Source organism: Verrucomicrobiia bacterium (genome assembly GCA_035629335.1).
Lineage (GTDB): Bacteria > Patescibacteriota > Saccharimonadia > Saccharimonadales > Saccharimonadaceae > DASUUR01.
Map to the genome: position 1 here is coordinate 705,242 of DASPIB010000001.1, position 14,633 is coordinate 719,874.

A 14,633-nucleotide genomic window follows, 5' to 3' on the forward strand; every position below is an offset into this window, starting at 1 on the left:
TGTTAAGTGTAACGCGGATATTCTACCTCGACAAGAGGCGGATAGTATACAATAGATACGATGAACACTTTTGCCAGCCGCTACCACAATCTCAACCCCGCCCAAAAACAAGCCGTCGACACTATTGAAGGCCCTGTAATGGTCATTGCTGGCCCTGGAACCGGCAAAACAGAGCTACTGAGCATGCGAGTGGCGAACATCCTAACTAAAACCGATGTGCTGCCGGCAAATATTTTGTGTTTAACATTTACCGAATCAGGCGCTGCCGCCATGCGCGAACGGCTGGTGCGCTTGATGGGGCCAGCGGCTTACCACGTGGCAATTCATACGTTTCACAGTTTTGGTTCAGATATTATTCATTCTTACCCCAACTATTTTTATCATGGGGCGCATTTTCGGCCAGCCGATGAACTTAGCAGCCACGAAATTTTGCAGGGAATTTTCGAAAAACTGCCCTACGACGACCCACTTGCCAGCCGCATAAATAATGAGTTCACCCAAATTCGCGACACCCAAAACGCCATCTCCGAGCTAAAACGCAGCGGCTTAACACCAGATGAACTGCTAAAAACCCTCGATCATAACGACCAGTTTATTGTTTACGCTAACCCGGCCATCACTGCCGCCTTTGAAGTGCCGGTTCGTAGTAAAGCCGCTTTAGCGGCGCTCGAACCACTGCGCGAACACTTTTTTAAATTTCAAGAATCAGCGCTCGAACTACCCGGATTTACCAGCCTTAGTAAAATTTGTGCGCAACAATTTTCGGCGACGCTCGATACCGCCCATGAACTCGGCAAAACCACGCCCATTACTGCCTGGCGGGCAAAATGGTGCGAAAAAGATATCGACGGCCGCACGGTGTTAAAAGACACCACTCGCAGCAAAAAACTGCGCAGTTTATCGCATGTTTATTACGAATACCTGATTGCCATGCAGTCGCGCGAACTATACGATTTTGACGACATGATTTTGCGGGTGCTGCACGCCATCGAGCTATTCCCTGAATTGCGTTACAACCTGCAAGAGCAGTTCCAGTATATTTTGGTAGACGAATTTCAAGATACCAACGGCGCCCAGCTGCGAATTTTGCTAAATCTTACCAACAATGAGGCCCAGGAAGGCCAACCAAACATCCTGGTAGTAGGCGACGACGACCAAGCAATTTACAGCTTTCAAGGGGCTGAGCTGAGTAATATTTTAACCTTTCGCGAGCATTTTAAAGACGCTAAAATCATCACCCTAACCGATAATTACCGTTCGGTGGCACCAATTCTTACAGCGGCGCGCAGCATCATTACCCAAGGGCAGGAGCGGCTGGAAAACCAGCTCGACTTCATTGATAAAACCCTTACACCGCACAAAACCGCCAACAATGCCGGCGTGCAGCTAGCAGCCCTGCCCACCCTCGAAGACGAATACTACTGGCTGGCTAAAACCATCCGCAAAAAAATTCAGGCCGGCCACACCCCCGCCGAAATTGCTGTGCTCACCCGAACGCATAAAGAAATTATGCAACTGCTGCCGTATTTGCAGCGCGAACATATTGCCGTGAATTACGAACGTCGCGATAACATTCTGGAAAGCCCGCCGATAAAAGCCATTGAGCTCGTGGCCCGCGTGCTGCAGGGAATTGCCGAGCAGCGTTTTGATGAAGTCCAGGCACGTCTGCCCGAACTGTTGGCTCACCCGGCCTGGGGCATTGCACCATACACGCTGTGGGAATTGAGCTTAGCGGCTCATAAAGAGCAGCGCTTCTGGCTAGAGGTTATGTTTGAGCAAGAAGGCCGGCTCCAAGATATCGCCAAGTGGCTGGTGACCACCGCGCATATTGCACTGCATGAATCCCTCGAGACCACCATCGATACCATTCTTGGCAGCCGCGAACTACAAGCCCCAGGCGACGAAGCCGAAGACGGCCAACCACTGACTAATGGTGAAACCGAAGAGTTTGTTTCGCCGCTGCGCAGCTACTTCTTCCCGCATGACGCTCTTGAGGAACAGCCTGAGGCTTATTTAGCCTACCTCGAAGCCTTGCGCACCATCCGCCAAAAGTTTCGTGATTACCAGCCAGATGTCACGCCAACCCTAGCCGAATTCTTGCGCTTCATAGACCTTCACCGGCAAACCGGCACTGGCATTGCCAGCCTGCGCACCATGGCGCAAGACTACCAAAACGCCATTTGTGTCATGACGGCCCATAAATCAAAAGGTCTCGAATTTGACACTGTATTTGTGGTGAATGCTGCCGATTCGGTGTGGGGGAGTAAAGCCAGAACCCGCAGCCGCACAATAAATTTCCCCGCCAATTTACCAATCAGCCCAGCCGGTGACACCACTGACGAACGTCTGCGCCTGTTTTACGTGGCCACAACCCGAGCCAAAACCAACCTACTGGTATCGTACAGCCACAAAGACAGTGCCGCCAAAGACAGCTTAAAAGCCTACTTTCTGCAAACCGACGCCTGGCAAGAAGCCGAACCTGCACTCCCTGAAACACCACGCGAACAAATTGCCGCCGCCGAAAGCCGCTGGCAACAAACCAGTCTCCGTTTGCCCAAACAAGACATGGCCACCATTCTTAAGCCGGTGCTCGAAAATTACAAGCTAAGCGCCACGCACCTGAACAACTTCATCGATATCACCACCGGCGGCCCGCAAACGGTGTTATTGCAAAATCTGCTTCGTTTTCCGCAGGCCATGGCACCAAGTGCGGCCTTTGGTTCGGCGATTCACCAAACATTGCAGCGTGCCCATGCTCACTTTAGTGCCACTGGCAAGCGCCGCCCGGTTGAAGATATTTTGCGCGATTTTGAAGTTGCCCTCACCGAATGGCGCCTGTCGCCACGCGATCACGAGCAATACTTGCAAAAAGGAAGTGACACTCTACATGCTTTTCTGGCCGCCCGTTACGGCACCTTTACCGAGACCGACATTGCCGAAAAAGCTTTTGGCTCGCAGGGCGTGGTGGTAGGTAACGCCAAACTCACCGGTGCGATTGACTTACTGCGCGTCAACCAGGCCGAACGCACCGTCACCATCACCGATTACAAAACTGGCAAAGCCGCCATTGCCTGGCACGGTAAAACCGACCAAGAAAAAATCAAGCTACACCGCTATAAACAGCAGCTGTTATTTTATAAACTATTGGTTGAAAAATCGCGCGATTTTAAAAACTATGCCGTTACCGCCGCTCAGCTCGAATTTGTAGAACCCGATAAACATGGGCGAATTGCCACCCTTGGGGTAGCTTATGAAGCGGCCGAGCTGGCGCGCTTTGAAAACCTTATTACAGCGGTATGGCGACATATTCAGGCCCTCGATTTCCCCGATGTCAGCAAGTACGAACCAAACTTTAAAGACATTCAAAAATTCGAACAAGACCTAGTTGACGGCGCTATTTAATTGGTGTATAGTCGCGATTGACCATCTCCTCAGCTGGAAGTGAGAGTTCCAATGTTGGGTCTTGGTAATGTGAAGTCTTGCCCAGCCTGCTGCCCATACCGCGTCGACCACTCAACCAATAATCAATGCAGCCGAAGCGACGGCTGCGGACAGGTTGCATCACCTAGTGCGCCCCACCTCAGCAATTGCCCGCAAAGGCAAGTCGCTGAAGCAGAGAGCAAGGTTGTCGGCTGGCCCTGGTGAAATAAAAGGGGGCTAAAGGCAAGCGGTCCCGCGGGGCGTTCACGAGGCTCACTACAGCTTTCGTGAACGCCTCCGCGGCCCTTTTTTATTTTAGAAAAGCTTGAAGATTTAATTTTTATTTAATCACCTACACATGCTTGACGTATATTCTATGGTTTGGTATGATACTTCTTGCGCATAAACCAACTATGCGCAGTGGCAAGAAGGAGAAAACAGTGAGTACTTCGCCAGGATCACGAGGTATTGACTTCGGCCTGGAAGACTTCAACGTTCCAGAAATTCCAGGCGTGGATGAAGAAATTCGGACGCGCAGCTCTGCCCAGACGCCACAGTTCGGACCTGAATCGCGAGGGCTGAACGAGGATGTCCCTCGTAATCCTGGGAGGTCAAGGCGAGAGCTTCGACTTGGGCCGCGAGGAATTGTCATGAACTGACGATCGGTAGTTCAAGCAGCTACACTGACCATCCATCCACCCCTCTAAACCCGGGTGGCCGCTGCCGACGGCAAGTCGTAGCGGCCACCCGGCCATCATTTTAGAGCCCAGAAAGGCTATGCCATGCCCGATACTGTCCCTGGTCAGATTCCTTGTCCGGATTGTGACGAGCACGTGACAATCAGCGCAGACTACAAGGGTGAACTGTCAGCAACAAGGTGCCCAAACGGCCATCGAGTCGTTTATTTTGGCCCAAGCGGCCGAAAGTCGCCTGTCTGTCCCCGAAGCGACTGCAAAAAGAACGTTACAGTTCATGTTAGCAAGGAAGGTGTAATGATTCGATCAACCACAACCGGCAAGTCCATTCGGCCGTACCCTGTAAAGAAGATCACCTGCGATAAGCATGGTCCGCTCCCCCTGGATGAATTCTTCCCAAAGAGCTCGTAAGTTAACGAGCGAGTGGCGCTGCCGCGTAGCGCCACTCGGTAATTTTGACTATACAAATTAAGCTGTTATAATTTAAGTTATATGCAATCATTTTGGCACGATTTACCGCGTCCATTTTTTATTTTAGCCCCCATGGAGGCGGTGACCGATGTGGTGTTTCGCCACGTTGTCGCTAGTGCCGCCCGCCCCGATATCTTTTTCACCGAATTCACTAACGCTGCCAGCTTTTACAGCCCCGCCGGTGTTCATAGTACCCGCGGCCGGCTAACTTTTACCCCAGATGAACAGCCAATGGTAGCCCAAATTTGGGGCAACACCCCCGAGCACTTTTCATACATGGCCAAAGGACTAGCTGCTATGGGCTACAAGGGTATCGATATTAACATGGGCTGCCCAGATAAAGCGGTAGTAAAACAGGGAAGTGGCAGCGGGCTTATCTTGAACCCCGAACGGGCAGCAGAGCTAATCGCTGCCGCCAAAGAAGGTGGCTTACCGGTGAGCGTTAAAACCCGCCTTGGTTATAGCCGCACCGAAGAATGGCACGACTGGCTGGCGCACATACTCAAGCAGAACGTCGTGAATCTAACGATTCACCTACGGACTCGCAAAGAAATGAGCAAGGTGCCGGCGCATTATGAATTTATTTCAGAAATAAAAAAGTTGCGCGACCATATCGCACCGCATACCCTGTTAACCATTAACGGCGATATCCGTGACCGCCAGCACGGCGAAGCACTCGTAAAAGAATATGGCGTTGACGGCGTAATGATTGGCCGAGGGATTTTCCATAACCCCTACGCTTTTGAAAAGCAATCGCGCGAGCATAGCCGCGACGACTTATTGCGGCTTTTACGCCTGCACTTAGATCTCTTCGATAAGTACTCTCGCGAACTCGAACCACGCCGTTACGAGCCGTTAAAACGTTTCTTTAAAATTTATATCCGAGATTTTCCGGGCGCCAGCGAACTACGTGAAGCCCTGATGCATACCCGTAGCACCGCTGAAGCGCGCGAACAGCTGGCTGCAGTTTATAACAATTACTAAAATGGCTCTGCCACACTACAACACTGTAGTGTGGCAGAGACTTCTTGTTCGCTGGAGACTTGGGCGCTTTTAAAACTTCTAGGGAAGTATGTCGTTAGATGAGCGGTGGACTAAAGCAGGGGGTAGCCTTATTGGTCGATGAGAATAGCTCACGCCGACAGTCAAGGGCCGAGTGTTTAGGTGCGCGGATCAATCTTTGTGACGGTGACGCCCGGAATATCTTCAAGATCACGCTGAGTGTCTTTATGCTCGTCATTCGGCAAAACCAAGGTCACTCTGGCGGACCAGTTTGGGTTAGGACCCATGTATTTAATGATGCGTCCAAGAGAATCCCGGCACCCAGGTTTGCGTAGCTCCGCTTGAGCCCGAGGGTTTTTCGGTACTGGACAGCCGAGCACCTCACAAACCTTTTCTAACGCTTCCTTACTCCAACCGGTAATATAATAGTCATTTTCAAAGGTCTCCTTCACCTTGAAACACTCACTTTCGCGATTTGCCCCTAGCGTTACGAACATCTAAAAGTGTAGCGTACTGCAACAAGGTAATGCAAGTCATAAAAAAGCCCTACCGCACCTTAAAAGGTACGATAGGGAAGTGCTTTAGCGCGAACAGCTAAATTACTTTAGCTCAGGCAGGCGCGTTATCTCGCGAGATGCTTACGCCCTTGACGGCCGCGACCTTGGACCTAAGCTGAGTGGCATCACCCTGAGGCATCCAAGAGATCTCCCAGCCTCCATCTGGGCCGCCGTACTTCCAGAAATTGGCGTTTGGCACGTCGACGCCGACCTCCCCAGCCTCAACAGCACGACTCGGAAGCGTCACATTTTGAGCACCGAGTAGCGCGAGAACTGCCCGCAGGGAAGCATCGCCAGTACCGCTGATGGCATAGTCGTGAACGGACTTGGCACCCATCATTCCTCCTCTAGAATCGGAAAAACCTTTTCGAGTATACAGAAAAGAGGCCGCTAAAGCAATCATTGTTCGACAGGACTTGCCTAGGCGGCGGTTCGCACGTATACCGGGAGGTCACCAGCCGTCAGTGTCGCGGCTGTTGCTAGGGTGCGCACCAGGAAGTCGGCCTTAGCCGTGGCTCGGGCTTGCTGCAGAGCCTTTTTATATACTTCATTCGCGTAGTGCGCGACAGCTTCGGCATACAGGTCGCCTCGCCAAGCGTCCACTACAAACACTTGAATTGGCGTGGTAATGCCTTTGTTTTTTAGGGCTGCATCGAATTTCATTGCGTCAAAGGTGGTGCGTGGCACCATATTCACCACGACAAATACTTCAAGGTGTGGACCACCGAGCCGCTTAATGACCGCGCCTTGGCGGAGCATCAACTGAAGCGTCTTGGCACCCTCGCTATCGGTGAAGTAACTCTTTTGGGTATTCAGCTGATGATAAAGACCAAACACGGCATTGAGCGTCGGCTGCATCGCACCGATGGCTGGCTTTCCAAGCAATGTCTCAAGGCTACCAAGAATATTTGGCTGCAAGCGAACAATATTTTCGGTAATTAGAGCGTATTTATCGATGGCGCCACAGCCACATACCGTACCATGAGCATGGTCGTCGTCGTGGCCGCCAAACTGGATAGTGCGGTTTTTAAGCATTTCCGCAACCAACCGCCTGTCGGCCAGTACTCCATCTGGATGCGCTTGGCCCATTACCGCGCGGAACATGCTGGTTGCTGCCGTGAGCCCACCGCCAAAAATCTTCGCCCGCAAACGATACTCTGCATCTGTGGTGTTACCCTTGGTTGCATCCCGACGATACGTCTTAATCGTTAGCCGGCCGTCACCGCAACCATCGTCATCGGCCTCTACTGGTGCGAAAAAGGCCTCGCTACGCAGTAGTTCATCGGCAATCGTAAGGTCATCGGGGCTCAACTGGCGGGCTGTTAGCCGATCAATCCGGCTAATCGAGCCGAGACCATAACCAAAACCATCGGGAAGCAGTAGCTGGGTAGACATGTAAGGAGGACGCCTTTCGCTTAGATGAAGTAACCTTGCTATTTATACGCCTACTGCAAGAAAATGTAAAGAATGGCCGCTGCATAGTAACGACTAATCTGATGATGACTTGCCAAATAACAAAAAATACGCACTTTTTCGGTGCGTACTTTTGACTTATAACTGACCGTTAGAGTTTTTTGCGGCGTCGGAGTTCGGCCACCTTCAAGCGCACCGCGTGGCGATCGACCAACTGATGAGCTTGCTCTAGCTCAACTTGATCTTTGGCGGTTTCGCGCAGCTGCATGGCTCGTTCAAGCGCGGCTTTGCTTTCAGCTTCGATGATATCATCACCGTGATCGGCTTCGTCAACCAGCACCCGCACGCGCCGAGGGCTGACCTCGATGATGCCACCACTGGTTGCAAAATACTCCAGAAGTTCATCGGGGTCTTCTTTTTTGTACCGCACCGCGATTACACCCGGCACGGCCAAGCTAACAAGCGGTTCATGGCCAGGAAAGACTGAAATCTCACCATTTGCGGTGGGCAGTATCACTTCGTAAACTGCTCGATCGACTTTTTTACCGAGAAGGGTGATTAATTCAAGCTGCATACGGCTCTCGCTTATTCACCCTTCACTTCATCAATGCCGCCCTTCATATAGAAGGCGCTTTCGGGCTTGTCGTCGTGCTTGCCTTCAAGAATCTCTTTGAAGCCGCGCACGGTGTCTTTCAAGCTGACGTAGCTGCCGGGGTTGCCGGTGAACTTCTCGGCCGCAAAGAATGGCTGGCTAAGGAAGCGCTGAATGCGGCGAGCGCGATTGACGGTTTGTTTTTGGTCGTCGGAGAGCTCGTCCATACCAAGAATCGCAATAATATCCTGCAATTCTTTATACTGCTGCAACACGCGCTGCACTTCGCGGGCGACTTCGTAGTGTTCTTGGCCAACCACCTCTGGGTCGAGCATGGTTGAGTTAGAATCGAGTGGGTCAACAGCCGGGTAAATACCGATCTCGGTGAGCGCGCGGTTTAAGACGATAGTTGAATCAAGGTGGGCGAAGGTAGTTGAAGGCGCTGGGTCGGTTAAGTCGTCGGCTGGCACGTAGACCGCCTGAATCGAAGTAACCGAACCTTTTTTGGTCGAGGTAATGCGTTCTTGTAGTGCGCCCATTTCCTGCTGTAGGTTTGGCTGGTAGCCCACGGCTGATGGCAACCGGCCGAGCAGCGCCGATACTTCTGAACCAGCTTGGGTAAAGCGGAAAATGTTATCAACAAAGAACAGCACGTCCTTGCCTTCATCGCGGAAGGCTTCGGCCATGGTCAACCCCGAAAGTGCTACTCGCAGACGTGCCCCTGGCGGTTCGTTCATTTGGCCAAAGACAAGCGACGTTTTATCGATGACGCCAGCTTCTTTCATTTCGTCATAGAGGTCATAGCCTTCACGGGTACGTTCACCAACACCGGCAAATACCGATGTCCCACTGTGAAACTTGGCAATGTTGTTAATCAACTCTTGAATTAAGACCGTTTTTCCAACACCAGCACCACCAAACAATCCAACCTTACCGCCTTTGGCAATTGGTGCAATCAGATCGATCACTTTGATGCCGGTTTCTAGAATTTCAGCCTTACCTGACTGTTCGGTAAGCGCTGGTGGCTCGCGGTGGATAGGGGAAGTCGCGGCTTTTGGCGCTGGTTTGCCGTCGATAGGCTCGCCGACCACGTTAAACATTCGACCTTGAGTTGCTGCCCCAACTGGCACGCTAATTGGTGCACCCGTAGCAGTCACGGTCGCCCCGCGAGCGATACCATCGGTAGTCGCCAGGGCAATCGCCCGAACACTGGTTTCGTTCAGGTGTTGCGCCACCTCAAGCACTAAGGTACTGTCGCCACGGTCAATATGCAGCGCATCATAAATTGCTGGTAGATTATTTTTTTCAAACTCAACGTCGACTACCACACCGACGACTTGAGTGACCTTTCCGGTTGTAGATTTATCTGTCGCCATAGTTACTCCTTATTCTCTCCTAAAATTCTCATGAAACCGCCTCGGCGCCGCTACTAATTTCGGCAATCTCTTGGGTGATACTGGCCTGACGAACTTTGTTCATCGCTAAAGTTAAATCGTCAACCAGTTCATTGGCGTTGTCGGTGGCATTTTTCATGGCCAACATACGCATGCTGTGTTCGCTGGCAGTGGCATCAAGCAGTGCCTGGAAAATTTGCGCCTCGACAAGCCGACGCGTCGCGCCTTCAAGCACCTCACGAGCCGATGGCTCAAACCGCGCCTGGGCTACTTCTACGCTAACCGGTACTTCCATAAAACCCGCCGGCAGCAAGCGCTTGCTGGTGACTTCTTGGGTGATGCTATTAATATATTCGGTATAAATAACATCGACAGCATCAACCTGGCCACTAGTAAATTTATCCAAGATGGTGGCCATGATCGCCCGGACTTCGGCACCATTTGGCTGATCGGGCAGGCCTTCGTAGGCTCCGACAATCTCGGTATCTTTTAGGCGCGTGACAAACTGTGCCCCTTTGCGGCCAATTGCCAGCGTTTCATTACGAATACCAGCCGCGTCGTCGGCTTTTAAAAGCTGGACGTAGCGCTTGAAAACATTGGCGTTGTAGGCGCCGGCTAGGCCCTTATCGCTGGTTACCACCACAATCAGCCGAGTCTTGATTTCCCGCTGGGTGAAGAGCGGGTGATCATCGGTGACATCACGGGCAGCTAGGTGAGTGAGCAGCTCAAAAGCCGAACGAGCATACAAGCTGGTGGCCTGGGCAGCATCCTGAGCGCGGCGCATTTTACTAGCAGCCACTAGCTCCATCGCCTTTGTGATTTGGCGAGTGTTCTTGACCGAACGAATGCGCGTTTTTAGTTGTCGGATTGAGGCCATTGGTTAGTCCTTCAGGAAGCCTTTTGCCACCTTAGTCGCAACTTTTTTAATCGCCGCAAGCTGATTGTCGGTTGGCTTGTCGCCCTTATTAAGCTCGCGCATGGCTTCTTTGTGGTTGGTCCACAGCTGAGTGAGCAGGGCAGCCTGGGCGTCTTTAATGCGCTTTACCGGCACGTCATCAAAGGTGCCGTCGGTGATAGCCACGATGCTCGCTACTTGCTCCCAAATACTCATCGGTTGGTACTGGGGCTGCTTAAGCAGTTCTGTCAGCCGTTGACCACGCTCAATTTGGTGCTTAGTGGCTTCATCGAGGTCTGAGCCAAATTGCGCAAAGCTAGCTAATTCGCGGAACTGGGCCAGGCTGAGCTTTAGGCTGCCGCTGACGCTTTTGACAGCCTTGGTTTGAGCGGCACCACCAACACGACTCACCGAAAGACCCATCGAAACCGCTGGGCGGATACCCTGGTAAAACAGGTCGGTTTCCAGGAAGATCTGACCGTCGGTAATAGAGATGACGTTGGTCGGAACGTAGGCAGAAATATCGCCGGCTTGGGTCTCAATGATTGGTAAAGCCGTCAGCGAACCAGCACCAAGTTCGTCGTTAAGCTTAGCTGAACGCTCCAGCAGGCGGGAGTGCAGGTAAAATACGTCGCCAGGAAAGGCTTCGCGGCCTGGTGGGCGGCGTAGAAGTAGTGACATTTGGCGGTAAGCGATAGCGTGCTTGGTAAGATCATCGTAGATAATCAGGGCGTGGGCTTTATTATCACGGAAGTATTCGCCCATCGCGGTACCAGCATATGGTGCCAAATAGAGGAGAGAGGCTGGATCAGCTGGGCCAGTGGCAACGACAATTGTATTGTCCATCACGCCTTCTTCTTTGAGGCGTTCAACAATCCGGGAAATCTTAGAAAGTTTTTGGCCAATCGCCACATAAACATTCACCACACCAGTTTTTTGGCGAGCTTGGTTAATCATGGTGTCGATGGCGATGGCGGTTTTACCAGTTTGGCGATCGCCAATAATCAATTCGCGCTGTCCACGGCCAATCGGCACGATCGCGTCGATGCCCATAATACCGGTCATCATTGGTTCGTGAACGGTCTTGCGGGCCATAACGCCTGGTGCTGACTTTTCTACCAGCCCACGGTTCTTGGTGACGATTGGGCCTTTGCCATCAAGCGGGCGCCCAAGCGGGTCAACAACCCGTCCGAGTAGTTCTGGACCAACGGGAACGTCGAGCACCTTACCGCTACGGCGAACTTGAGCCCCGGCACGTACTAAGCTATCCGAGCCAATCAGCACCGCCCCAATTTCATCTTCCATTAAGTTCAGCACGAAGGCCTCAACCGTGCTGCCATCAGTCGTTTCGATACTGACCACCTCGTTAAAGCCGGCCTTTGTGAGGCCATAAATCCAGACAACACCATCACCAACACGGGTCACGATGCCGGTTTCTTCAAGCCCCTTGCTGCTACGTAAGCCCTCAATGGCATCGCGCAGTTCGCGGGTTAGTTCTTTGATTGCTATCTCTGCCACCGTTTTACTCCTTGTCTTTTGTTAGTGTGGTAAGTTGTTGCAGTTGTTTTCGGATGGAACCGTCAAAAAAGCCATCGGTCGTTTGAATCGTCACGCCGCCAATCAGATCGGTATCAATTTGCTCTTCCAGCAGCACGGTTTTACTGCCAGTTTGCTGCTGCACAAAGGCAGTGACTTTTTGGCGTAACGCATCGGTGAGCGGAAATGCAGAGGTCACCGTCGCGCTTGTCGTGTGGTAACGCCTTGCCAATTCAGCTTGGATATCGGTTAGTAATAGTTCCCACTGCGAAAGTCGCTTTTGGCTGACAACATAGGCGGCGAGCTGCTGTGAAAGCTTGTTGGTATCGGCGCCAGCAGCCAGTTGTGCTGCTGCGTAAGCCGCTACCCGGCGACGAGAAAGGCTCTGCATGCGTTACTGCGCCTCCTTTAGCGAAGCTTCCACCAACCGAGCATCGCTGGCAGCATCAAGTTTCTGGCGCAAAACTTTTTCAGTGACTTTTACTACCAGTTCGGTGGTTTCAGCTCGAAGCGCTTGTTTCGCTTTTTCGACGTCGCGAGCGATTTCTGCTTGAGCATCAGCTACAATTCTTTCAGCTCGCTTTTGGGCTTTTTCATCGGCCTCGGCCACAATTGTTGCGGCTTCTTTTTGAGCCGTTTCGACAATGCTATCTGCCTCTTTACGCGCTTCGGTGAGTAGCTTTTTTACTTCGGCCTGGGTTGCCGATGCCTTGGCTTCGGCTTCCTGGGCGGCGGCGGCGCTTTCAGCAATCGCTTTTTCCCGCTTTTCAATGGCATTTACCAGCTGCGGGTACACAAACTTACCTAAAAACCACAGCAACACGAGAAAGGCGATTGTTTGCAGAGCAAGCAAACGCCAATCGATACCGAGCGCGCTAAACAGCGAAGGCTCGGCTTCAACCTGGGTCGCGCCGGCGGCAAATAAGTGTGCTATATACTCCATATAGCAAATCCTAGATTACGCCAGCAATAATAGCCACGATGATGGCGATGATCGCCAGGGCGTCAACAAATGAAATGCCCAAGATCATCAAAGTACGGATGTCTGCAACGCGCTCAGGGTTACGGCCAGCGGCAGTAACAGCTGCAGCAGCAACGATACCGGCACCTATGGCGGCAAAGGCTGCTGGGATTGCGTAGGTTAGTCCGAAAGCGAGTTCTTGCATAATTATTGTATCTCCTTTATTTATTGTAACTACTTCGTATCATCTCCGGCAACAACCGCACGTTTAGGTAGGGGAGTGGGAGAATGATCTTTGGAATGATTGTCGTGTCCATGCGACGCAATGCCGAGCGAAATAAACACGACAGTCAACATGAAGAAAATGTAGGCCTGAACACCGCCGATAAACAGCTCGAATATCATGAATGGCGGCAAGGCAATGGGGGTAAACCAGACGGTCAGGAAGGCGATCATGGCCAGCAGTACTTCGCCGGCAAACACGTTACCAAACAACCGCAGGCTTAAGCCTACTAGGCGTGAGAATTCGGCGATAAGTTCGAGTATCCCTTCAAACGCACCGGCTGGATCCTTAAATGGGTTACGGAAGTAACGCCCGAGGTTTCCACCAAAACCGTGCACCTTAATGGCATAGATTTGCGCGGTAACAATGGTGACGATTGCGAGCGCAAAAGTAGTATTAAGATCGGCCGCCAGCCCACGGAACAGCGGCACGCCATCAATGGTAATGGGCCCAATAACCGGGAAGATGCCGAGCCAGTACTGGATAACAATGAAAAAGAAAAGCGTAATTGGTAAAGGCGCCAGCCGCTTTGCGATTTTTTTATCGCCAATCACTTGCTCAACGGTGCTATACAGCATTTCAAATACCCACTGAATCGCGCTGACCAAGAAGTTTTTACGACCCTTTTTTATCGAAGACACGACATACCAGAACAACCAAATTAAAAAGCCATAGCCAAAAATACCTAAAATCAGTGAATTGGTAACAGGAAAATCGCCAATCCGAAATACTTCTTCGGCAACAAGGCTGACGTGCGGTGAATTTTCACTGGCAAAATATATTGCTGGGTTCATGTTTTTTCTTTATTTATTGCTTTTATTTGGGCATAAATCAGTAAGGCTGCCACTACAACCCCGATCAGCACCCCAACAATTGTCAGTGCGGGTTTTGTATTCGTTTGATGGTCGATCCATAAACCGATAAGCAAACCAGCAATTACCGGGATAAATAGTCGCAGCGTTGTATCAACTAACGTGCCGATCAGCAAAATGACCGTCGTCTTCGACGGCACAGGCGCAGGGTCGCGGTCTTTGGGTTGCTGCGTCGTAGCCATATACGAGGCCATTGTAACAGATATTGACTCGAAAACAAGAGGTGAAACGGTGCGAGTGCACTAAAATCAGACTTATCGCACACTTTAGGGCCCAACTAGTCATAAACCCGCTAACTTGTGGTTAACTGGAAGTAATGCCTCGTCGAAATAATCCTACTAAACATCAACGGTTTACTCCTACGAACTGCCAGAATAAAACTCGCTACGACTCTAAGCAGCAAGCTGAAAAAGTCGCCCAAGAATTGCTGTTACAAAACAATACTACCTTAAGGGTCTATCGCTGCCCTTACTGCGGCGGCTGGCATTTAACAACAGATCAATCTGATTGATATATTTTTTCACAATGATATACTTAATATA

General features: G+C 51.4%; 15 protein-coding genes. 3 read left to right on the top strand and 12 right to left on the bottom strand.

Annotated features, from left to right (window positions below):
• The first annotated feature begins 60 nt into the window (after positions 1–60).
• The 3 genes from VD907_03890 (at position 61) to VD907_03900 (ending at position 5,570) form a co-directional block, all read left to right on the top strand.
• On the top strand, positions 61–3,402 hold the full coding sequence (locus VD907_03890) for an ATP-dependent DNA helicase (protein ID HYG83995.1): 3,342 nt from the start codon (positions 61–63) through the stop codon (positions 3,400–3,402).
• Positions 3,403–3,806: 404 nt separating this feature from the next.
• On the top strand, positions 3,807–4,079 hold the full coding sequence (locus tag VD907_03895; GenBank protein ID HYG83996.1) for a hypothetical protein: 273 nt from the start codon (positions 3,807–3,809) through the stop codon (positions 4,077–4,079).
• Positions 4,080–4,607: 528 nt separating this feature from the next.
• Complete coding sequence (locus tag VD907_03900; protein ID HYG83997.1) at positions 4,608–5,570, top strand: tRNA-dihydrouridine synthase family protein; 963 nt, start codon at positions 4,608–4,610, stop codon at positions 5,568–5,570.
• Between the two features lie 176 nt (positions 5,571–5,746).
• Here VD907_03900 and VD907_03905 read toward each other — a convergent pair whose 3' ends face one another.
• From VD907_03905 to VD907_03960, 12 genes are all read right to left on the bottom strand, one after another.
• Positions 5,747–6,040: a hypothetical protein gene (locus VD907_03905; GenBank protein HYG83998.1), complete on the bottom strand. Its 294-nt coding sequence runs from the start codon at positions 6,038–6,040 to the stop codon at positions 5,747–5,749.
• 157 nt (positions 6,041–6,197) lie between these two features.
• Entirely contained in the window at positions 6,198–6,485 is a 288-nt protein-coding gene (locus VD907_03910; protein HYG83999.1) for a hypothetical protein, read from the bottom strand.
• A gap of 80 nt (positions 6,486–6,565) precedes the next feature.
• The gene (locus VD907_03915; GenBank protein ID HYG84000.1) at positions 6,566–7,540 is read right to left on the bottom strand and encodes a cadmium-containing carbonic anhydrase; all 975 of its coding nucleotides are present in this window, start codon (positions 7,538–7,540) and stop codon (positions 6,566–6,568) included.
• A 169-nt stretch (positions 7,541–7,709) separates the two neighbouring features.
• On the bottom strand, positions 7,710–8,132 hold the full coding sequence (gene atpC, locus VD907_03920) for an ATP synthase F1 subunit epsilon (GenBank protein ID HYG84001.1): 423 nt from the start codon (positions 8,130–8,132) through the stop codon (positions 7,710–7,712).
• 11 nt (positions 8,133–8,143) lie between these two features.
• A complete protein-coding gene (gene atpD, locus VD907_03925; protein ID HYG84002.1) occupies positions 8,144–9,526 on the bottom strand; it encodes a F0F1 ATP synthase subunit beta in 1,383 nt (460 codons plus the stop codon).
• Between the two features lie 28 nt (positions 9,527–9,554).
• Positions 9,555–10,421, bottom strand: a complete 867-nt coding sequence (gene atpG, locus VD907_03930) for an ATP synthase F1 subunit gamma (GenBank protein ID HYG84003.1) — start codon at positions 10,419–10,421, stop codon at positions 9,555–9,557.
• A 3-nt stretch (positions 10,422–10,424) separates the two neighbouring features.
• Positions 10,425–11,957 carry a F0F1 ATP synthase subunit alpha gene (gene atpA / locus VD907_03935; GenBank protein HYG84004.1) on the bottom strand — a complete coding sequence of 511 codons (1,533 nt, stop codon included), beginning with the start codon at positions 11,955–11,957 and terminating at the stop codon, positions 10,425–10,427.
• A gap of 4 nt (positions 11,958–11,961) precedes the next feature.
• Entirely contained in the window at positions 11,962–12,366 is a 405-nt protein-coding gene (gene atpH, locus VD907_03940; protein ID HYG84005.1) for an ATP synthase F1 subunit delta, read from the bottom strand.
• Positions 12,367–12,369: 3 nt separating this feature from the next.
• Positions 12,370–12,918: a F0F1 ATP synthase subunit B gene (gene atpF, locus VD907_03945; GenBank protein HYG84006.1), complete on the bottom strand. Its 549-nt coding sequence runs from the start codon at positions 12,916–12,918 to the stop codon at positions 12,370–12,372.
• Positions 12,919–12,928: 10 nt separating this feature from the next.
• Positions 12,929–13,141: a H(+)-transporting ATPase gene (locus VD907_03950; GenBank protein HYG84007.1), complete on the bottom strand. Its 213-nt coding sequence runs from the start codon at positions 13,139–13,141 to the stop codon at positions 12,929–12,931.
• 29 nt (positions 13,142–13,170) lie between these two features.
• Positions 13,171–14,013: a F0F1 ATP synthase subunit A gene (locus tag VD907_03955; GenBank protein HYG84008.1), complete on the bottom strand. Its 843-nt coding sequence runs from the start codon at positions 14,011–14,013 to the stop codon at positions 13,171–13,173.
• Complete coding sequence (locus tag VD907_03960; GenBank protein ID HYG84009.1) at positions 14,010–14,273, bottom strand: AtpZ/AtpI family protein; 264 nt, start codon at positions 14,271–14,273, stop codon at positions 14,010–14,012. The genes VD907_03955 and VD907_03960 overlap by 4 nt, the downstream gene beginning before the upstream one ends.
• Positions 14,274–14,633 lie beyond the last annotated feature (360 nt).